Genomic DNA, 20,500 nt, shown 5'->3' on the forward strand with positions numbered 1-20,500 from the left:
AACCATACCAATTAGAAGGAAGTCTACCTTGAGTCAGTCTTTACGTATTGTCTTTGCAGGTACTCCGGATTTCGCCGCCCGTCACTTGGCGGCGTTGTTGTCTTCGGAGCATGAAGTAATCGCGGTTTACACAAACCCAGATCGTCCAGCGGGTCGTGGCAAGAAATTGGCTGCGCCACCGGTAAAACAACTGGCGCTGGAACACAACATCCCGGTTTACCAACCTGAAAGCTTTAAGTCCGACGAAGCGAAACAAGAACTTGCCGACCTGAACGCCGATCTCATGGTTGTCGTGGCGTACGGTATGCTCCTGCCACAAGCGGTTCTTGATACCCCTAAACTGGGTTGTATCAACGTACATGGTTCTATCCTACCTCGTTGGCGTGGTGCGGCTCCAATCCAACGCTCTATTTGGGCGGGCGATGCAGAAACTGGCGTGACCATCATGCAGATGGACATCGGTCTCGACACTGGTGATATGCTGAAGATTGCAACTCTACCAATCGAAGCGACAGATACCAGCGCTTCAATGTACGAAAAATTGGCGGAGCTTGGTCCAGAAGCCCTGATTGACTGCCTAGCAGACATTGCTGCGGGTAAAGCAGTGCCAGTGCAGCAAGACGATGAGCTAGCGAACTATGCGAAAAAACTCAGCAAAGAAGAAGCACGCATCAACTGGAACGACGATGCGGCGCACATTGAGCGCTGCGTTCGTGCATTTAACCCATGGCCAATGAGCCACTTTGAGGCGGCAGAAAACAGCATCAAAGTATGGCAAAGCCGTGTGGCAGAGCAAACCAGTGACAAGCCAGCCGGCACCATCGTGCAAGCAGATAAAACCGGTATCTATGTTGTGACAGGCAACGGTGTACTGGTGCTAGAGCAACTGCAAGTCCCTGGCAAAAAAGCCATGTCAGTTCAGGATATTCTGAACTCACGTGCAGCTTGGTTTGAAGTCGGCACTCTGCTGGTTTAAGCCATACTAGGGGTTATTATCCCCAATAATACGAACTTTTAGAGGGCAGAGATGCCCTCCTTTACTTTAAGGTACTCATCATGAATGTTCGCGCTGCGGCTGCTAACGTCCTGTATCTTGTCGTCGACAAGGGCCACTCACTTTCAAGCGCTCTTCCAGCGGCTCAACAAACGGTACGACCTCGTGACCACGCTCTGCTACAAGAGATCTGTTACGGTGCGCTACGTTACCTACCTCGCCTAGAAATGATCGCAAACCAGTTGATGGATAAGCCGCTCAAAGGCAAACAACGTGTATTCCATCACCTAATTCTGGTTGGTATTTACCAACTGAGCTTCATGCGTATTCCTGCGCACGCAGCAGTCGGTGAAACGGTTGAAGGCACTAAAGAGCTGAAAGGTCCTCGTCTACGTGGTTTGATTAACGCTGTATTGCGTAACTACCAACGCAACCAAGAAGAACTCGACCAAATGGCCGTCAGCAACAACGCTGGCAAGTACGGTCACCCAAGCTGGTTACTAAAACTGCTGCAAGAGGCCTACCCACAGCAATGGGAAAGCATTGTTGAAGCGAACAACCAAAAAGCACCAATGTGGCTGCGTGTGAACCATCAACACCACACTCGTGATGAATACCTTGCGCTGCTCAAAAATGAAAACATTGATAGCACGCCACACACAGAAGCAATGGACGCCATAAAATTGGCCGCACCATGTGACGTGATAAAGCTACCTGGCTTTGATAAAGGTTGGGTTTCGGTCCAAGATGCGGCGGCGCAGCTCTCGATCAACTACCTAAAACCACAAGACGGCGAACTGATTTTAGATTGCTGTGCAGCGCCAGGTGGCAAAACTGCGCACATTCTAGAGCGCACGTCGGGCAGTGAAGTGGTCGCGATTGACTGCGACGACACACGCTTGAAACGTGTGCATGAAAACCTGAAGCGTCTCAACCTTCAGGCAAAAGTGGTTTGCGGTGATGCGCGTAATCCACAAGAATGGTGGCAAGGCGAGCAATTTGATCGCATTTTGCTGGATGCCCCATGTTCTGCGACTGGCGTGATTCGTCGTCACCCAGACATCAAATGGCTACGTCGTGCAGACGACATCGCCGCATTAGCAGAGCTACAAAGTGAAATTTTTGATGCCATGTGGACGCAACTGAAACCCGGCGGCACAATGGTTTACGCGACTTGTTCAATCACACCGCAAGAAAACGTGGAGCAAGTAAAAGCGTTTTTAGCACGTACCGCGGATGCGCAACTGGTGGATTCTGATCCCGACCAGCCTGGTCGTCAAATTCTACCAGGCGAAGAAGATATGGATGGTTTCTACTACGCAGTGCTAACTAAAACACACGCGTAACAGCATGCTAAATAGGGCGATTGGAGTGATTTCAATCGCCTTTTTCAGATAACGAGAAAAGAGTATGAAGATCATTATTCTTGGTGCAGGTCAGGTTGGCGGCACACTGGCAGAAAACCTAGTGGGTGAAAACAACGACATCACCATCGTCGACAACAATGCCGACCGACTGCGTGAATTGCAGGACAAATACGACCTGCGTGTGGTCAATGGCCATGCGAGCCACCCCGACGTGCTGCACGAAGCTGGTGCGCAAGACGCCGATATGCTCGTCGCAGTAACCAACACTGATGAAACCAACATGGCCGCCTGTCAGGTCGCGTTCACTCTATTCAACACCCCAAACCGCGTTGCACGTATTCGCTCTCCAGAATACTTGGCAGAAAAAGAAGCCCTGTTTAAATCTGGCGCCATTCCTGTCGATCACCTTATCGCCCCAGAAGAACTCGTTACGAGCTACATCGAACGTCTGATCCAATACCCGGGCGCGCTGCAAGTGGTGAGCTTTGCTGAACAGAAAGTTAGCCTAGTGGCGGTAAAAGCCTACTACGGTGGCCCGTTGGTGGGTAACGCGCTGTCTGCTTTGCGTGAGCACATGCCGCACATCGATACCCGTGTGGCAGCGATTTTCCGTCAAGGCCGTCCGATTCGCCCGCAAGGCACCACCATTATTGAAGCCGATGATGAAGTGTTCTTCGTCGCCGCAAGCAACCACATTCGCTCTGTAATGAGTGAGCTACAGCGCCTAGAAAAACCTTACCGCCGCATCATGATTGTTGGCGGGGGTAACATCGGCGCAAGCTTGGCAAAACGCCTAGAGCAAACTTACAGCGTGAAGCTGATTGAGCGCGACTATCAGCGTGCAGAAAAGCTGTCTGAGCAATTAGAGAACACCATCGTGTTCTGTGGCGATGCCGCAGACCAAGAACTGCTGACTGAAGAAAACATCGACCAAGTTGACGTATTCATCGCTCTCACCAACGAAGATGAAACCAACATCATGTCCGCTATGCTGGCAAAACGCATGGGCGCGAAGAAGGTAATGGTACTGATCCAACGCGGCGCGTACGTTGACTTAGTCCAAGGCGGCGTGATTGATGTGGCCATCTCACCACAGCAAGCGACCATTTCCGCCTTGCTGACGCACGTTCGCCGTGCAGACATCGTAAACGTATCGTCTCTGCGTCGCGGTGCGGCGGAAGCTATCGAAGCCGTAGCGCACGGTGACGAAACCACATCCAAAGTGGTTGGCCGAGCGATTGGTGACATTAAACTGCCACCGGGAACCACCATTGGTGCTGTCGTTCGTGGCGAAGAAGTTCTTATCGCACACGATCGTACCGTCATCGAGCAAGATGACCACGTCGTGATGTTCTTGGTCGACAAAAAGTACGTACCAGACGTCGAAGCGCTGTTCCAGCCGAGCCCATTCTTCCTCTAGGATTTTCCTATGGTCAACTTACGTCCCGTACTGTTTGTTATCGGGCTGGTTTTATCCAAACTGGCCCTTTTTATGTACGTGCCGACTTTGGTCGCTTTCTTCACAGGTACGGGCGGTTTCCTCGATTTCGCCCAAGCCGTTGTGATCACGCACCTTGCCGCCTTCATCTGTTTGACGATTGGCCGAACCGCCAAGTTCAAACTCAGTGTGCGCGACATGTTCCTCATCACCAGTTTGGTCTGGACCATCGCCAGCGCGTTCGCCGCGTTGCCATTTGTGTTCATTAACCACATCAGCTTCACCGATGCCTACTTCGAAACCATGTCGGGCATCACCACCACGGGCTCCACAGTGCTCAGTGGCTTGGACAACATGGCGCCGAGCATTTTGTTATGGCGCTCCATCTTGCAATGGCTGGGTGGCATTGGCTTTATCGTAATGGCGGTGGCAATCCTACCCATGTTGAACGTCGGTGGTATGAAGCTATTCCAAACGGAATCGTCCGACTGGTCAGATAAAAGCAGCCCAAGAGCCAAAACCGTAGCGAAGAACATCGTGTTGGTGTATCTGATCTTAACAGGCATGTGCATTGGTGGTTATGTTCTGACGGGCATGAACCTGTTTGAAGCAATCAACCACGCCTTTACCACCCTATCTACCGGCGGTTACTCGACCTCCGATAGCTCGATGAACAACTTCTCCAACGGCGCGCACTGGGTCGCGACCACTTTCATGTTCTTGGGCGGTCTGCCATTTCTATTGTTTGTTGCCGCTTTACGCAAACGCAGCATCGATATTCTGGTCAAAGATGCACAGGTACGGGGCTTTGCATACTTGTTCTTGTTCTCAAGCTTAGTGGTTGCCGCTTGGCTAGTGATTCGCGATGGTTACACCATTTTGGATGCCCTGCGAGTGTCAATGTTCAACATCGTTTCTGTGGTGACAACCACCGGGTTCGGCTTGGAAGATTTCACCGCTTGGGGCGCTCTGCCAACCACGCTCTTTGCCTTCTTAATGATGGCAGGGGCATGTTCTGGCTCAACCGCAGGCGGGATTAAAATCTTCCGTTTCCAAATTGCTATGACGCTGTTGAACAAACAGATCATGAAACTGATTCATCCATCCGGCGTTTTCGTGCAACGTTACAACCAACGTCCTGTGAACGACGACATCGTGCGCTCTGTGGTGGCGTTTGGGTTGATGTTCTTTATCACCATAATCTTTATCGCTGGCTGTTTAAGTGCCCTTGGTCTTGATCCCGTGACCAGCATTTCTGGCTCAATCACCGCCGTTGCCAACGTGGGTCCTGGCATGGGTAGCGTGATCGGCCCAACCGGTAACTTCGCGCCACTACCAGATGCCGCTAAATGGCTTCTAAGCTTTGGTATGTTGATGGGCCGCTTGGAGATTCTGACTATTCTTGTACTGTTCTTCCCTGCGTTTTGGCGCCGTTAAGCAGACACAAATAAAAGGTATGACAATGAAAACATGGATCACTCTGGCGACCCTACTCGCCACCTCATCCGCCTACGCCGCTGAAGTCGTCACTTTAGCCGACGGTCGAGAAGTGAAGTTGAACGATGACTTTACTTGGGAATACGTGATGACAAGTTCTGCGCCAAAAGAGGCCGTAGCCCAAACCACAACAAGCGCGGTTGAAACTGTCGCAGCTCCTGCGATTGCGACAATTCCGGTCGTAACAAAAACCGTCGGTACAACCGTGGTTGTGAACGCGAAAAAGCCAACCATGCAGCTGTCAGACTCAGGGGTTGACTTACTGATTGGCTCTGCGAGCTACGAAGGTGGAGAACTGGTACTGCCAACGTCTATCACCAACCAAAGCTCTCAATCTGTCATTCAGGTGGAAGTTGAGGTACAAGTGTTTGATATGTCTGGCAAGCAACTGGCGAAAGAAAAGGTCACGGTTTGGCAATCCATCAAACGAATGGCGGATACCTACCTGCGACCACAGCAAGCAGAACAAGGTAAGAGCATTAAACTGGCCGTGCCGCAATCTCAGCAATACCAGTTTTCTGCCAAAGTGTTAGAAGTGAAAACTCGCTAATACGGGTCTGATATTCTTTGTCGAGCGTATCTTGCCACGCTGACGCGTGAGGCTTAGGTCGCTAAGTTTAGATAGGCTCGACAAAGTAATAAATCGCGAAGAAGTGACACACACAACCCGCTAAAACGAAGCCGTGCCAAATCGCATGGTTAAAGGGGATACGCTTCGCTACGTAGAAAATCACCCCTAGCGAGTACACCAAACCGCCCACCGCAAGCAGCGTAAGTCCACCGATATCCAGATTGATCGCCAACTGATAAATCACAATCAACGACAGCCATCCCATCACCAAATAAGTCATCAGCGACAACTTCTTAAAGCGATAAACAAATGCGACCTTCATGATGATGCCGAGCAGAGCAATGCTCCAGATAACTATCATCAAGCCAAACGCAAGTGGCGTGCGTAAACTCACCAACAAAAATGGCGTGTAACTGCCAGCAATAAGCAGATAAATAGCGCAATGGTCGAAGGTTTTCAGCCAGCGTTTCGCTTTAGGATGAGGGATCGCGTGGTACAGCGTTGAGGCTAAAAACAGCACAATAATACTGGAGCCGTAGATCGCCATGCTTGTCACGGTCAATGTGTCAGCTTGGTGGTTTGTCGCTTTGATTAACAACAGGATTAACCCGACAATGCCGAAAATCATCCCAATACCGTGCGTGATGGTGTTGGCAAGCTCTTCACTTTGACTGTATTGAGGTTTCTGCGGTGAGGACATCAATGCGCCTATACTAGAGTTTGGAATATTCGCTCTAGTATGGCACATTAAGCGTACACGTGTAAGCTAAAATTAAGACTCGTGAATCGCGGTCGTTTGGTCGAGGTAATTGAGGACAAGCTCACCCACTTCTTCCAAGTTTGTTGTCACCGGAATACACAGTTCGCGCTTGAGTTTTCCACTGCCGAGCAAGCTGGCAAGCATACCGCGAGAGCCACTGCGAGTGCGGTCAATCTCAAACCAAAGCTTGAGATTTTGCTCATCGCGATGCGCGACAAACTCTAACTCGCGCCATACGCCATGATACGGGCCATCAGTGGGCACCATTTCAAACTCTTGTACAAATGGCAGTTCGAAACCTTTTACCTCTTCACATTCGACTTGGCGAATACGCAAGCCTTGGGCTTCAAACGCTGACAATATGGCATCCATAAGTGGGTCGGGTCTAACGGTGAGAATGTCTTTGTCGGTAGGGTCAAGCGCCATCGCAACATCTAAGCCGGTTTCTAGCCAGACTTTTGCATCGCCGATGGTCACTGGCGTGTTCCAAGGCACGTCGAGTTTGACGTCGAAGGTGCGCTCTTCACCAGGATGAATCGTAAAGGCGTACGGGAGATTCCATTTCGCCAAGACATGCGTTTGCGGTACTCGACGCATGCTGTGCCCTTCTCGCGCACCACGGTCGTCCGGAGCCTCTGCGATGTAGCGGCAACAAAGCTTCATATCGATATTATCGATCGCTTGTTCTGTCGCGCCACCATAAACGTGAATAGAAACATCCACACTTTGACCGGGATAAAGCACATCCTGATTTAGAATCGAATCTACCTTAGCGCTGCCGATCCCAAAGCTCGCAAGTGTCTTCTTCAAAAATGACATATGCACCTCCTTTGTCGAGATCTCATACTACTACTGCTGATCATGGGATCAAAACAAATTTTTGCGTCGATCCGAGCGACAAAATAACAAAATCGAGAGAATTCAATTGCTCAACTATCGACCAATTATAACAAGGGTGCTAACCTATACATGATATGCATGCATATCGGTATTCCTGACTCATTTATTGGACTGGCGAAAGCCAAAAGAGCCACCCTTCAAGCAGTTGAAGCTCAACTCATAATGAGTCAGGCCATTACATCGGCAATGGATATGCCTGGCAGTTAGGTAATCGAATGCGCCCAACTACAGTCAGGTTCGCACACACCAATACAAGTGCAATGCGCCGCCGCAGTGGCTTCACTACTGCATCTAAGGCAAAACAAGTTGCGCCAGCTATGACACTGGTTGAGAAGACAGCAATAGTGTCGAGTGTTACAACCAAAGTTATCAAAGCAGCTTAACCAAAAGCGCGGCGCCAGCTGCGCTTTTTCTTTTCCTTCCTTTTCTATTTGTCTTCACGATGCAATTTGATACCTTGAGCGCAAATACTTATAAATATTGTGGAGAAAGAAATGAAGTGTCATCGCATAGAAGAGCTACTTGAGCTATTAGAGCCTGAGTGGCAAAAAGACCAAGAAATGAACCTGCTGCAATTCATCGTCAAACTGGCGCAAGAGGCGGGCTACGACGGCAAGTTGGAAGATCTCTCCGACGACGTACTGATCTACCATCTTAAAATGCGCAACAGCAGCAAAGACGAAATGATCCCGGGCCTGAAGAAAGACCAAGAAGATGACTTCAAAACCGCCATCTTACGTGCTCGCGGCATCATCAAATAAACACGTCTCACGACTTTCGAAGCGGCTCCTCAGAGTCGCTTTTTTTATAACTAAATCAAATAGATTTTTAATACAGTTATAACTGTTCAGCCGTTTATTAGGTTAACTGTACTGACTTTTGTTGTTAAACGTAGACTGCGTTAAAGAAAAGGAATTGTTATTGCTTGTATAATCGCCGTTTATCAGTATTAACTAAAATAATTAATAGCAATGTCACAGAGCGACATCACCAGAAATGCCGCCGTACATTATAAAAAAGCCTAAGAAGGATGAGTGCATGAGTCAGGATAAGATCGATATCAAAGATGTGACTCCCAAGACTTTCAACCCGAAAACCCACAAAGGAAACGGGGATCGTTTTAACCCAAGCAATCGCATCTACGTTCGAGAAAGTAAAGGGACTTACCAAAAACTGCGTCGCTACGGTGGTTGGTTCTTACTGCTACTGTTTGCTTTGGTACCGTGGATCCCATACGGCGAGCGACAAGCGATCTTGCTTGATATCGGCAACCAGCAGTTCAACTTTTTCGGCACCACGCTTTATCCGCAAGATCTGACCCTACTCGCTCTGCTCTTTGTGATCGCCGCGTTTGGCCTGTTCTTCATTACCACCTTTTTAGGCCGAGTCTGGTGTGGCTATCTCTGCCCGCAAACCGTGTGGACCTTCATGTACATCTGGTTTGAAGAAAAACTCGAAGGCAGCGCGAATAAACGTCGCAAACAAGACGCCAATAAACTCACCGCCAACTTAGCCATGCGTAAAACACTCAAGCACATCGCTTGGTTTGCTATCGCACTCGCCACAGGCTTCACCTTTGTCGGTTACTTTGTGCCGATGAAACAGCTGGTGATTGATTTCTTCACCTTCAACGCGAACTTCTGGCCAGTATTCTGGGTCATGTTCTTTGCCATCTGTACTTACGGCAACGCAGGTTGGATGCGCTCAATCATGTGTATTCACATGTGTCCTTACGCGCGTTTTCAATCAGCGATGTTCGACAAAGACACGTTCATCGTCGGTTACGATACCAAACGTGGTGAAAAGCGCGGTCCGCGTTCACGTAAAGCCGATCCAAAACAACTGGGCTTAGGTGACTGTATTGACTGTGATCTGTGTGTGCAGGTGTGTCCAACTGGCATCGATATCCGTGACGGCTTGCAGTATGAATGTATCAACTGTGGCGCTTGTATTGATGCGTGTGACAACACTATGGATCGCATGGGCTACGAAAAAGGCTTAATCAGCTACACCACCGAACACCGTCTATCGGGCAAACACACCAAAGTGATGCGACCTAAGCTACTGGGCTATGGCGCGGTACTCTTGGTGATGATTGGTCTGTTCTTCGCTCAAATCGCCGCCGTCGATCCTGCAGGCATGAGCGTGATTCGCGACCGGAACCAACTGTTCCGCGTGAACAGCGCTGGCGAAGTAGAAAACACCTACACCCTAAAAGTGATCAACAAAACTCAACAAGTCCAAGAATACAATCTCGATGTAAAAGGATTGAACGATGTGAGTTGGTACGGCAAACAAACAATTCAAGTTGAGCCAGGGGAAGTGTTGAACTTGCCAATGAGCCTTGGTGCCGATCCTGACAAGCTAAACTCTGCGATCACCACAATTCAGTTTATACTCACCGATAAGAGCAACGAATTCACTATCGAAGTTGAAAGTCGGTTTATCAAAAAGCTGTAACGACAACATCGATAATTAATGGAAAAAGGCTCAGTAATGAGCCTTTTTATTTATATGTCCCAAAGTATGTTTAACTTTGACGCCCTCACCCCTGATTTCATGTGGTACGCGTTAGAAAGCATTGGCATTCGTGCTGAATCGGGCTTTCTGCCTCTCAACAGTTACGAAAACCGTGTGTATCAATTTACCGATGAAGAGCGCCGTCGCTACGTCGTGAAGTTCTATCGTCCGGAACGTTGGAGCAACGAGCAGATTCAAGAAGAGCACGATTTCACGCTTGAGCTGATTGATAACGAAATCCCCGTCGCCCCACCCGTACGCATCAATGGCAACACCCTACACCACTATCAAGGCTATGGGTTCGCTCTCTTCGAAAGCGTAGGCGGTCGTCAGTTTGAAGTCGATAACTTAGAGCAGCTTGAAGGAGTTGGTCGCTTTTTAGGACGCATCCATAAAGTCGGCAGCCGACAAGCTTTTCAACATCGCCCTACCATTGGTTTGCAAGAGTATCTCTACCAACCACGTGAGATTTTGCAAAACGCCAATATGATCCCGATGCATTTAGAAAACAGCTTTTTCAATGACTTGGACATGCTCATCAAAGCCATCGAAAACCACTGGCAAGACAGCTTCACAACGATTCGTCTGCATGGCGATTGCCATCCGGGTAACATCTTGTGGCGCGACGGCCCAATGTTTGTCGATTTAGATGACTCGCGCAACGGCCCTGCCGTACAAGATTTGTGGATGCTACTTAACGGCGAACGCCAAGATAAGCTGATGCAACTGGACATCATTTTAGAGGCGTATCAAGAGTTTTGCGACTTTAACGCCGCGGAATTGAAACTAATCGAGCCGCTTCGCGGTCTACGAATGGTGCACTATATGGCATGGCTAGCAAAACGTTGGCATGACCCGGCATTTCCACTCGCTTTTCCATGGTTTAATGAGCCAAAATACTGGGAAGGTCAGGTCCTTGCATTTAAAGAGCAGATTGCCAGCTTAGAAGAAGCACCACTGTCTTTAATGCCTCAATGGTAAGTCAGGCCGAACAATTCAAAATGGAGATATTTAGATGAAAAAACTGTTCGCACTGTTTTCTATGCTGATGCTAAGCCTGTCGGCACATGCAGCGCAATTCAAAGAAGGTGAACATTACAAAGTATTGGATCTTGAGGTATCAAAGAAGCCTTTAGTGACTGAGTTCTTCTCATTCTACTGCCCACACTGTAATACCTTTGAACCAGTTATCCAGCAGCTTAAAAAGCAGCTACCTGAAGGCACCAAACTGCAAAAGAACCACGTGTCTTTCATGGGTGGCAACATGGGTCCTTCAATGAGCAAAGCATTCGCCACGATGGTCGCAATGAAGGTTGAAGATCAAATGGTGCCTGTGATGTTTAACCGCATCCACAACATGCGCAAACCACCTCGTGACGACGCTGAACTTCGCCAAATCTTCCTAGATGAAGGCATAGACGCGAAGAAATTTGATGCGGCTTACAACGGCTTCGCGGTTGATTCAATGGTTCGTCGTATGGACAAGCAGTTCGAAAACAGCGGTTTGACAGGCGTTCCTGCGGTTATCGTAAATAACAAATACCTAGTTCAAGCACAAAGCATTAAATCAATGGATGAGTACTTTGCACTGGTGAACTACTTGCTAACGCTAAAATAAGCGCAACGCACAGAAAACAGGGGAGCACATGGCTCCCCTTTTTATTTGTGAATCTCTTGTAGCAGTTGGTCTTTCTCTTGCCACACATCCCCTAACCATTGCTGGAATTGGCGCTTGTACGGCTTGTCGTTGAAGTAATCCCCTAACACCTGCTCATCAACTGGCAACACTTTCACATGGACCACGATCTTAGTCATGCGCCCCATCAGCATGTCTTTAAAAGGTTTGTCCGTATTCTCTGGATACGCGAGGGTCACATCAATGATGTTCTCAAACTGCTCGCCCATTGCCGCCAATGTGTAAGCAATACCGCCTGATTTGGGTTGCAACAGGTATTGGTAGCCCGCTTTGCTTTTACGCTGCTTCTCTTCAGTAAAGCGTGTACCTTCCACGTAGTTCACAACCGTGGTTGGAGTATGCTTGAACTTGGCACACGAACGACGTGTGGTTGCCAAATCTTGGCCACGTTTGTGAGGGTTACGAATTAAATACTCACGAGAGTAACGACGCATGAAAGGCATGTCTAACGCCCAACATGCCATACCAATAAACGGCACATACAGCAGTTGTTGTTTGAGGAAAAACTTCGGCATTGGAATGCGATCTTTAAATACGCAGCACAGCACAACAATATCCGTCCAACTGAGGTGATTGCTGATCAGCAAATACCAACCATCTTTTTTCAGATTCTCGATGCCTTGAACGTCCCACTCCACACGGTTAGACAAGGCAAGAATCCCCGCATTGACGGTCGCCCAAATCCACATCACTTTGTTGGCTGCTTCCGTCCCTTTAGCTTTTAACTGCGCGGTCGGAAGTAGGATCTTAAAAATAGCGATAACACAAATTACGAGTGAACAAATCGCAGAATTGAGGATCACAAAAGAAGCGTTAAAAAAAAATAACAAATATGCCAACATGATAACCAAACAACAGTGATAAGGTGTGAGTAATAAAACAGCGTGTAATTATACTGCTCCGTTGCCACATTGGAACATTTGTGAGAATGGTCAGATTTGTTTTATGTAAACCAGACTCATATCAAAATCACAATATTCATTCGACAACAAGGAGATAACGAATGAAACCAAGGCTAACCCTTTTGCCTTTGGCCTTTGTCGTCAGTGCTGCTCAGGCTCAACTCGCTGAAACTGCAGGGTTCAGCGGCGAAATCTCAATCAATGCTGGTGTGATTTCATCGGAGTCGAACTTTAATACCGACAACAGCAAAACCATCGACTCGTTAAACCAAAGCGCTGAAAGCGACACAACCGTCATCGCAGCGCCGCTCGGAAGTATCGCCTACACGTTTGGTCACCAACTCAACCACCAAGTGTATGCTGGTACAACGCGTTCCGATGTGGCAGTCGGTACGCTGGCTTTTCAATTAGGCTATCAGTACGAACTGCCGTCAGGCACAGTATTGGATGTCTCTTACCTTCCGACCGTCCTCAAAGGCGAAACGTGGCGTAATCCTTATCGAGTAGGTACGGCTCGTAAAACAACGGATGAAGGTGGTAACGCCTATCGATTTCAAATCAAAGGTTTGGTCGATAGAAACTTCACCCTCGATTTAGCCTATGCCGATAAAGATGTCGAACAAGATGAAGTCACCGACCGTTCACTCGCGCGTGATGCCAATATTTATTACGTAAAAGGCGAATATCGTATTTCACTAGACCAAACATCGCTACTGCAACCCGCGTTCACCTACATCAACCAAGATGCGGATGGAAAAGCAGAATCGTATGACTCTTATGCCTTTGACGTAAGTTGGTTTAAGTTCATCAACCGTCATCGTTTAGCCTTAACCGCAGGCTATGCACTCAAAGATTATCAATCGGCGAGCCAAACTTTTGCGAAAACGCGCAGTGATGACACCTTGAGCTTGTTTGCCGCTTACGAATACCAAAACGTGTTTGATTGGCAAAACTGGTCGTTCATTTCCTTCGCGGGTTATAGCCAAACCGATTCAAACATCACCTTTTATGACGAAAATGAATACCTTTTGTCGTTAGGCTTTAACTACAGCTTCTAACATGGTTCTCGCGGCGAACATGTAAATACTCGCCGCGAACTCCTCTCAAATGACCACTATACGGCTTGAGCCGTGAGTTGTTTCAGCAATCGGTCCATCGCGCGATACCCGAGCGCTTCCGCCAAATGAGAACGTTCAATCTGCTCAGCTCCTTCTAAATCCGCTATCGTGCGAGCCACTTTAATGATGCGATGATAGGCACGAATCGATAACTCCAGCCGATGTAGTGCAGTTTCGAGAAATTCCGCATCGCTTTTTTGCAACGGGCAAAATGCCTCAATTTCACGGCTGCCGAGTAGTGCGTTTACTTTGCCGTTTCGATTGAGCATGCTCTCGCGAGCAAGACTGACGCGCTTTTTGACGAGTTCCGTGGGCTCACCTCGATCACCACCTTCCGCCAACGTGCCTTTTGGTAAGGATGGAATTTCTAACGACATATCAAAACGGTCGAGAAGCGGTCCCGATAAACGGCCTAAGTAACGCAAAATAGCTTGAGGGTTAGTGCGAGCTTGATTCCCTTCGTAATAGCCAGTTGGGCTTGGATTCAACGCGCCCACCAGCTGAAAACGAGCAGGAAAACGCGTTTTTCCTTGTGCGCGCGAAATGATGATCTCACCCGACTCCAGTGGTTCTCGTAACGAGTCCAACACTTTACGGTCAAACTCCGGCATTTCATCAAGGAACAATAACCCATTGTGAGCCAAAGAAATCTCACCCGGTCTTGGCACCGAGCCACCACCAACTAATGCCGCCATCGAACTGGAATGGTGCGGCGCACGAAACGGACGCGACTTCCAGTTGTGCTCATTAATCTCACTTTGCGTCAGTGATGCGACTGAAGCCGTTTCCATCGCTTCTTCGTCGCTCATCTCCGGCAGTAAGTCGCATAAACGCGACGCCAGCATGGTTTTTCCTGTACCAGGAGGACCAAGGAAAAGTAGGTTGTGGTTTCCAGCCGCCGCAATTTCTAGAGCACGCTTTCCTTGTTGCTGGCCAATGATGTCTTGTAGATCTCGACCATGTTTTTCAACCGTTTTTCGCTTCGGAGTTTGATAAAGATTGAGACGATGCTGACCACATAACTCCGCACACACCTCAAGTAAGGATTGCGCTGACTTATGTTGCTCTTTGCCCACCAACGCTGCTTGATCGCCATTGACATGAGGCACCACCAAATGACGTCCTACTTTGCTTGCAGACAACGCGGCAGGAAGCACACCTTTGACAGGTCTTAATCCTCCAGACAGGGCTAATTCGCCAACAAATTCGTAGTTTTTGAGCCTATCTGTCGCGATTTGCTCTGAAGCCGCCAAAATACCCAATGCAATAGGCAAATCAAAACGACCACCTTCTTTAGGTAAATCCGCTGGGGCCAAATTGACCGTAATGCGCTTGGCTGGAAACTGGAAATTTGAATTGATGATCGCACTGCGTACACGATCTTTGGATTCCTTTACCGTAGTCTCCGGCAACCCAACGAGAGTAAAGCCGGGCATGCCATTACTGATATGCACTTCCACACTAACTGACGGCGCTTGCACCCCGACACTTGCCCGACTATGAATGATTGCCAGCCCCATAAACTCCCCAATCTATTGAACACTATATAAACAAATGTTTTATCTATGTGGTTATGTTATATACCGCGTCCAAATTGAGAGTTAATGTGAAAAAAGAATGACTTTTTGCTTGTCATGCAGCGGATTTGTGTGATACCACTAATGACGCAAACATTTTCGTAGAACATTACACAATACTATTTAACGAAAAAAGAACGACAGACAGATGAACCTATTCGCTCATATCAACACACTGCTAGCCCTGATTATCGTGGTCATTATTGGCACCGCGCGGGGGCTTGTGGGCGAAAGGTAACCACAAATTACAAAAAACCCCCGCGCTGAAAAGTCCGGGGGGTTTTTTACAACTACAAGTTGTCATCTGTCTAACCCTCGGACAGTTTAACGGGAAGAATGGGAGCGCACATGAAGTGCAACACACATGGCAATCGCTACGAGCCACAACGTAGCAAAGGAGGTTTACGATGACTGGTGCACAACTTGTCGTAGCCGCTTTAAGACAGCAAGGCATCAAGACGGTGTTTGGTTATCCCGGTGGAGCCATCATGCCAATCTATGATGCCTTGTATGACGGAGGTGTCGAGCACATCTTATGCCGTCATGAACAAGGGGCCGCCATGGCCGCCATCGGGATGGCTCGATCCACTCAAGATGTTGCCGTGTGCATGGCAACTTCCGGCCCTGGGGCCACCAACCTTGTTACCGGCCTAGCCGATGCTTTCCTTGATTCCGTTCCTTTGGTAGCCATCACAGGTCAGGTTGCCAGCTCTCATATCGGTACCGATGCGTTCCAAGAAATGGATGTTATTGGTATGTCTCTCGCCTCTGTACTAAGCATAGTTATCTCGTTACTGACATTGAAGATCTTGCCCCTACGCTAGCCGAAGCGTTTGAAGTGGCCAAAACAGGTCGTCCGGGCCCGGTCATTGTCGATATTGCGAAAGATGTTCAGCTTGCTCAAGCCCCAACAGAATTACTGCCACCTTACGTTGCACCTGAAATCGAAGACGTCAGCGCTGAAGACATCAAACGCGCGCAAGACGTACTGGCGGCATCCACTCGCCCGGTATTGTATGTCGGCGGCGGTGTGCAGCTAGCGAAAGCAACAGACGCAGTGAGAGAGTTCTTACGTCTGAACCCGATGCCAGCGGTAAGCACTCTGAAAGGCTTAGGTACGATTGAACGCCATGACCCTCACTACTTAGGCATGTTGGGTATGCACGGCACCAAAGCGGCCAACCTTGTGGTTCAAGAAGCGGATCTATTGATTGTCGTAGGTGCGCGTTTTGATGACCGTGTGACGGGCAAACTCGATACCTTTGCGCCACACGCCAAAGTCATTCATATCGACATCGATGCGGCAGAAATCCATAAGCTTCGCCACGCAAACGCACCACTGCGAGGCGACATCAATACCATTCTTCCTCAATTGGAGCTGACTCAAGATATCTCATCGTGGGTTCACCATAGTGAAAGTCTGCGTAGCGGCTTTAAGTGGCGTTACGACCACCCTGGCGATCTTATCTACGCGCCGCTGCTGCTTAAGCAGTTATCTGACATGATGCCAGACAGCGCCATCGTCTCGACTGACGTAGGCCAGCACCAAATGTGGGCAGCTCAGCACATTCAGCCACGCGATCCGCAAAACTTCATTACTTCCGCAGGCTTAGGCACCATGGGTTTTGGTTTGCCAGCAGCAATGGGCGCATCAGTCGCGCGTCCGGATGATCAGTCTATCCTTATTACAGGTGACGGTTCATTCATGATGAACGTGCAGGAGCTAGGCACGCTAAAACGTCGCCAAATTCCTGTGAAGATTGTTCTCCTAAACAACCAACGTCTTGGCATGGTTCGCCAATGGCAATCACTGTTTTTCGACGGTCGCCACAGTGAAACCATTCTTGATGACAACCCAGATTTCGTGATGTTGGCAAAAGCCTTCGACATTCCGGGCAAAACCATCACCAAGAAAGAAGAAGTCGAACCAGCACTTAAAGAGATGCTAGCGAGCGAAACTGCTTACATGCTTCACGTTTTAATTGATGAAGAAGAAAACGTGTGGCCACTTGTACCACCTGGTGCATCAAACAGTGATATGTTGGAAAACACGTAGGAGACATCACATGGACAGATATTTACTCGACATCAAAGCCGACGACAAACCGGTACTGTTAGAGCGCGTTCTACGTGTGATTCGTCACCGAGGCTTTGTGATCAAACAGGTGGCCGCTACTCAAAACCACGAAAGTAAAGTAGCCAGCGTCGAGATCATCGTCGACAGCGATCGACCAATCTCGTTTTTGATCAATCAAATTGAGAAGTTGTGGGACGTTCGTAAAGTTGAGGTGCTGAAAATCCGCAACGATGAACTGCCAAATCACAACTTACAACAACACGTAAGTGCATAAGGAAGGCAACAAATGGCAACGAAAACTGCAGATTTCATTTGGTTTAATGGTGAGATGGTTCCATGGGCAGAGGCGAACGTGCACGTTCTCACTCACGCCATGCATTACGGCACCTCGGTATTTGAAGGGGTACGCTGCTACAACACACCAAAAGGCCCAATTGTCTTCCGTCACCGTGAGCATGCACAGCGTTTAAAAGATTCCGCCAAAATTTACCGCTTCCCTATTCCATACTCTGTTGAAGAAATCATGGAAGCAACGCGTGAAACTCTGCGTCAAAACAAACTCGACAGCGCTTACATTCGTCCATTGGGATTTGTGGGCAATGTCGGTTTAGGTGTGTGTCCTCCAGTAGGCACCGAAATGGAGCTGATCATCGCAGCGTTCCCATGGGGCTCGTACCTTGGTGAAGAAGCACTAGAAAAAGGCGTGGATGCGATGATTTCAAGCTGGAATCGCGCGGCACCTAACACCATCCCTACCGCTGCAAAAGCGGGTGGTAACTACCTTTCTTCACTACTCGTTGGTGGTGAAGCACGTCGTCATGGTTACGACGAAGGTATCGCACTGAGTGTTGACGGTTACTTGTCAGAAGGCGCGGGCGAGAACATCTTTGTCATCAAAGATCGCGTGATCACCACACCACCAGCAACCAGCGCTATCCTACCGGGCATCACTCGTGACTCGATCATGACCATTGCTCGCGATAAAGGTTACGAAGTCCGTGAAGCTAACATTGCTCGCGAAGCGCTATACCTTGCGGATGAAGTATTCATGACCGGTACCGCAGCAGAAGTTGTGCCTGTGGCAACCATCGACAAAATTGAAGTGGGCAGCGGTAAACGCGGTCCTATTACCAAAGAATTGCAAGAAGCCTACTTTGGCCTATTTAACGGCATCACGGAAGATAAGTGGGGCTGGTTAGACTATGTGTACCCAGAGCAGCAGTAAGAAGGATTTAAGAAATGCCAAAATATAGATCAGCAACCACCACACATGGTCGTAACATGGCGGGAGCTCGTGCGCTCTGGCGTGCAACCGGTGTAAAAGACGAAGATTTCGGTAAGCCAATCATCGCCGTGGTGAACTCATTCACTCAGTTTGTACCAGGCCACGTACACCTTAAAGATTTAGGCCAACTTGTTGCTCAAGAGATTGAAGCGGCAGGCGGCATCGCAAAAGAATTCAATACCATCGCCGTCGATGATGGCATCGCAATGGGTCATGGCGGCATGCTTTACTCGCTGCCATCACGTGAATTGATTGCCGACTCAGTAGAATACATGGTTAATGCGCACTGTGCAGATGCCATGGTGTGTATTTCTAACTGTGACAAAATCACTCCAGGGATGCTGATGGCGTCAATGCGTCTCAACATTCCAGTTATTTTCGTATCTGGCGGCCCAATGGAAGCGGGCAAAACCAAGCTTTCAGATCAGATCATCAAGCTAGACCTTGTCGATGCCATGATCCAAGGTGCCGATCCAAAAGTGTCTGACGAACAAAGCGAACAGATCGAACGCAGTGCATGCCCAACGTGTGGATCGTGTTCAGGCATGTTCACCGCCAACTCTATGAACTGTCTAACAGAAGCTCTGGGGCTGTCTCAGCCAGGCAACGGCTCGCTGTTGGCAACGCATGCCGACCGTAAAGAGCTGTTTATCAATGCAGGTAAACGCATCGTTGAACTCACCAAACGCTACTACGAGCAAGATGACGAAACGGCTCTACCACGCAATATCGCGACCAAAGCCGCATTTGAAAACGCGATGGCACTCGACATCGCAATGGGTGGCTCGACCAATACGGTGTTACACCTTTTAGCTGCAGCGCAAGAAGGTGAAGTCGATTTTGATATGACGGACATCGATCGCATGTCTCGCCAAGTACCACACCTTTGTAAAGTGGCTCCTTCAACGCAGAAATACCACATGGAAGATGTACACCGTGCGGGTGGCGTTGTCGGTATCCTTGGTGAACTGAACCGTGCAGGTCTGCTGCACAATCAGTCTAAGACCGTACTAGGTCTGACTTGGGAAGAGCAGCTAGCCAAATACGACATCATGCTGACCGATTCAGAAGAAGTGAAATCATTCTACCGTGCAGGCCCTGCGGGTATCCGCACCACACAAGCATTCTCGCAAGATTGTCGCTGGGATACCCTCGATAATGACCGTGCGGAAGGCTGTATCCGCACCAAAGAAAACGCCTTTAGCCAAGATGGCGGCCTTGCCGTTCTGAAAGGCAACATCGCGCTGGATGGTTGTATTGTGAAGACTGCTGGTGTGGACGAAAGCATCCTGAAATTTACTGGCCCTGCGGTAGTGTTTGAAAGCCAGGAAGATGCGGTAGACGGCATCCTTGGCGGCAAAGTGAAAGCGGGCGATGTAGTTGTGATTCGCTACGAAGGTCCAAAAGGTGGCCCGGGCATGCAAGAAATGCTCTACCCAACCACTTATCTAAAATCGATGGGCTTAGGTAAAGAGTGTGCGTTATTAACTGACGGCCGCTTCTCTGGTGGTACCTCTGGTCTGTCTATCGGCCATGCTTCTCCAGAAGCGGCCAATGGCGGTGCGATCGGCTTGGTTCAAAACGGCGATTTGATTGCGATTGATATTCCAAATCGCAGCATCTCTCTTGAGATCTCTGAACAGGAACTTGCAGAGCGCCGCGTAAAACAAGACGAACTTGGTTGGAAACCAGCAAATCGTCAACGTGAAGTGTCTTTCGCCCTAAAAGCGTACGCCAGCATGGCAACCAGTGCTGACAAAGGTGCAGTACGAGATAAATCGAAGCTAGAGGGCTAGCC

The 20,500-nt window shown here is 48.9% G+C and carries 17 protein-coding genes and 1 pseudogene; 14 read left to right on the forward strand and 4 right to left on the reverse strand.

Annotated elements, in window-relative coordinates:
- The first annotated feature begins 28 nt into the window (after window positions 1-28).
- The 5 genes from fmt (at window position 29) to DYB02_RS00985 (ending at window position 5,846) form a co-directional block, all read left to right on the forward strand.
- Entirely contained in the window at window positions 29-976 is a 948-nt protein-coding gene (fmt, locus tag DYB02_RS00965) for a methionyl-tRNA formyltransferase (RefSeq protein WP_029804725.1), read from the forward strand.
- Window positions 977-1,056: 80 nt separating this feature from the next.
- Entirely contained in the window at window positions 1,057-2,340 is a 1,284-nt protein-coding gene (rsmB, locus tag DYB02_RS00970; protein ID WP_029804726.1) for a 16S rRNA (cytosine(967)-C(5))-methyltransferase RsmB, read from the forward strand.
- A gap of 64 nt (window positions 2,341-2,404) precedes the next feature.
- A complete protein-coding gene (trkA, locus tag DYB02_RS00975; RefSeq protein ID WP_005461427.1) occupies window positions 2,405-3,781 on the forward strand; it encodes a Trk system potassium transporter TrkA in 1,377 nt (458 codons plus the stop codon).
- A 9-nt stretch (window positions 3,782-3,790) separates the two neighbouring features.
- Window positions 3,791-5,236 carry a TrkH family potassium uptake protein gene (locus DYB02_RS00980; RefSeq protein ID WP_005481183.1) on the forward strand — a complete coding sequence of 482 codons (1,446 nt, stop codon included), beginning with the start codon at window positions 3,791-3,793 and terminating at the stop codon, window positions 5,234-5,236.
- A 25-nt stretch (window positions 5,237-5,261) separates the two neighbouring features.
- On the forward strand, window positions 5,262-5,846 hold the full coding sequence (locus DYB02_RS00985) for a DUF3157 family protein (RefSeq protein WP_029804727.1): 585 nt from the start codon (window positions 5,262-5,264) through the stop codon (window positions 5,844-5,846).
- A gap of 67 nt (window positions 5,847-5,913) precedes the next feature.
- Here DYB02_RS00985 and trhA read toward each other — a convergent pair whose 3' ends face one another.
- Window positions 5,914-6,567, reverse strand: a complete 654-nt coding sequence (gene trhA, locus DYB02_RS00990; protein WP_005461458.1) for a PAQR family membrane homeostasis protein TrhA — start codon at window positions 6,565-6,567, stop codon at window positions 5,914-5,916.
- Between the two features lie 72 nt (window positions 6,568-6,639).
- A complete protein-coding gene (locus DYB02_RS00995; protein ID WP_005497426.1) occupies window positions 6,640-7,446 on the reverse strand; it encodes a sporulation protein in 807 nt (268 codons plus the stop codon).
- Window positions 7,447-8,021: 575 nt separating this feature from the next.
- Here DYB02_RS00995 and DYB02_RS01005 point away from each other — a divergent pair.
- The 4 genes from DYB02_RS01005 to DYB02_RS01020 all read left to right on the forward strand — a co-directional run bounded on the left by DYB02_RS01005 (window position 8,022) and on the right by DYB02_RS01020 (window position 11,665).
- Window positions 8,022-8,288 (forward strand): YihD family protein, encoded by a 267-nt coding sequence (locus DYB02_RS01005; RefSeq protein WP_005461387.1) that lies wholly within the window; start codon window positions 8,022-8,024, stop codon window positions 8,286-8,288.
- Window positions 8,289-8,565: 277 nt separating this feature from the next.
- Window positions 8,566-9,987 carry a cytochrome c oxidase accessory protein CcoG gene (gene ccoG / locus DYB02_RS01010; RefSeq protein WP_015297519.1) on the forward strand — a complete coding sequence of 474 codons (1,422 nt, stop codon included), beginning with the start codon at window positions 8,566-8,568 and terminating at the stop codon, window positions 9,985-9,987.
- A 54-nt stretch (window positions 9,988-10,041) separates the two neighbouring features.
- Window positions 10,042-11,028 (forward strand): serine/threonine protein kinase, encoded by a 987-nt coding sequence (locus DYB02_RS01015; protein ID WP_020904430.1) that lies wholly within the window; start codon window positions 10,042-10,044, stop codon window positions 11,026-11,028.
- A gap of 34 nt (window positions 11,029-11,062) precedes the next feature.
- Window positions 11,063-11,665 (forward strand): thiol:disulfide interchange protein DsbA/DsbL, encoded by a 603-nt coding sequence (locus DYB02_RS01020; RefSeq protein ID WP_005454748.1) that lies wholly within the window; start codon window positions 11,063-11,065, stop codon window positions 11,663-11,665.
- A 41-nt stretch (window positions 11,666-11,706) separates the two neighbouring features.
- Here DYB02_RS01020 and yihG read toward each other — a convergent pair whose 3' ends face one another.
- Window positions 11,707-12,585: a 1-acylglycerol-3-phosphate O-acyltransferase, YihG family gene (yihG, locus tag DYB02_RS01025; RefSeq protein WP_020904428.1), complete on the reverse strand. Its 879-nt coding sequence runs from the start codon at window positions 12,583-12,585 to the stop codon at window positions 11,707-11,709.
- A 161-nt stretch (window positions 12,586-12,746) separates the two neighbouring features.
- Between yihG and DYB02_RS01030 the strand changes: the two genes are divergently transcribed.
- Window positions 12,747-13,703 (forward strand): DUF2860 domain-containing protein, encoded by a 957-nt coding sequence (locus DYB02_RS01030; protein WP_029804728.1) that lies wholly within the window; start codon window positions 12,747-12,749, stop codon window positions 13,701-13,703.
- A 56-nt stretch (window positions 13,704-13,759) separates the two neighbouring features.
- Here the strand turns inward: DYB02_RS01030 and DYB02_RS01035 are convergent, their stop codons facing one another.
- Window positions 13,760-15,283 (reverse strand): YifB family Mg chelatase-like AAA ATPase, encoded by a 1,524-nt coding sequence (locus tag DYB02_RS01035; RefSeq protein ID WP_029862028.1) that lies wholly within the window; start codon window positions 15,281-15,283, stop codon window positions 13,760-13,762.
- 464 nt (window positions 15,284-15,747) lie between these two features.
- Between DYB02_RS01035 and ilvG the strand changes: the two are divergent.
- The 4 genes and pseudogenes from ilvG (at window position 15,748) to ilvD (ending at window position 20,498) form a co-directional block, all read left to right on the forward strand.
- Window positions 15,748-17,396: pseudogene (ilvG, locus tag DYB02_RS01040) on the forward strand (acetolactate synthase 2 catalytic subunit).
- Between the two features lie 10 nt (window positions 17,397-17,406).
- A complete protein-coding gene (gene ilvM, locus DYB02_RS01045; protein WP_005378958.1) occupies window positions 17,407-17,691 on the forward strand; it encodes an acetolactate synthase 2 small subunit in 285 nt (94 codons plus the stop codon).
- A 12-nt stretch (window positions 17,692-17,703) separates the two neighbouring features.
- A complete protein-coding gene (gene ilvE / locus DYB02_RS01050) occupies window positions 17,704-18,642 on the forward strand; it encodes a branched-chain-amino-acid transaminase (protein WP_029804260.1) in 939 nt (312 codons plus the stop codon).
- Window positions 18,643-18,656: 14 nt separating this feature from the next.
- Window positions 18,657-20,498 (forward strand): dihydroxy-acid dehydratase, encoded by a 1,842-nt coding sequence (ilvD, locus tag DYB02_RS01055; protein WP_020904424.1) that lies wholly within the window; start codon window positions 18,657-18,659, stop codon window positions 20,496-20,498.
- The last annotated feature ends 2 nt before the right edge of the window (window positions 20,499-20,500 follow it).

This window comes from Vibrio parahaemolyticus (genome assembly GCF_900460535.1).
GTDB lineage: Bacteria > Pseudomonadota > Gammaproteobacteria > Enterobacterales > Vibrionaceae > Vibrio > Vibrio parahaemolyticus.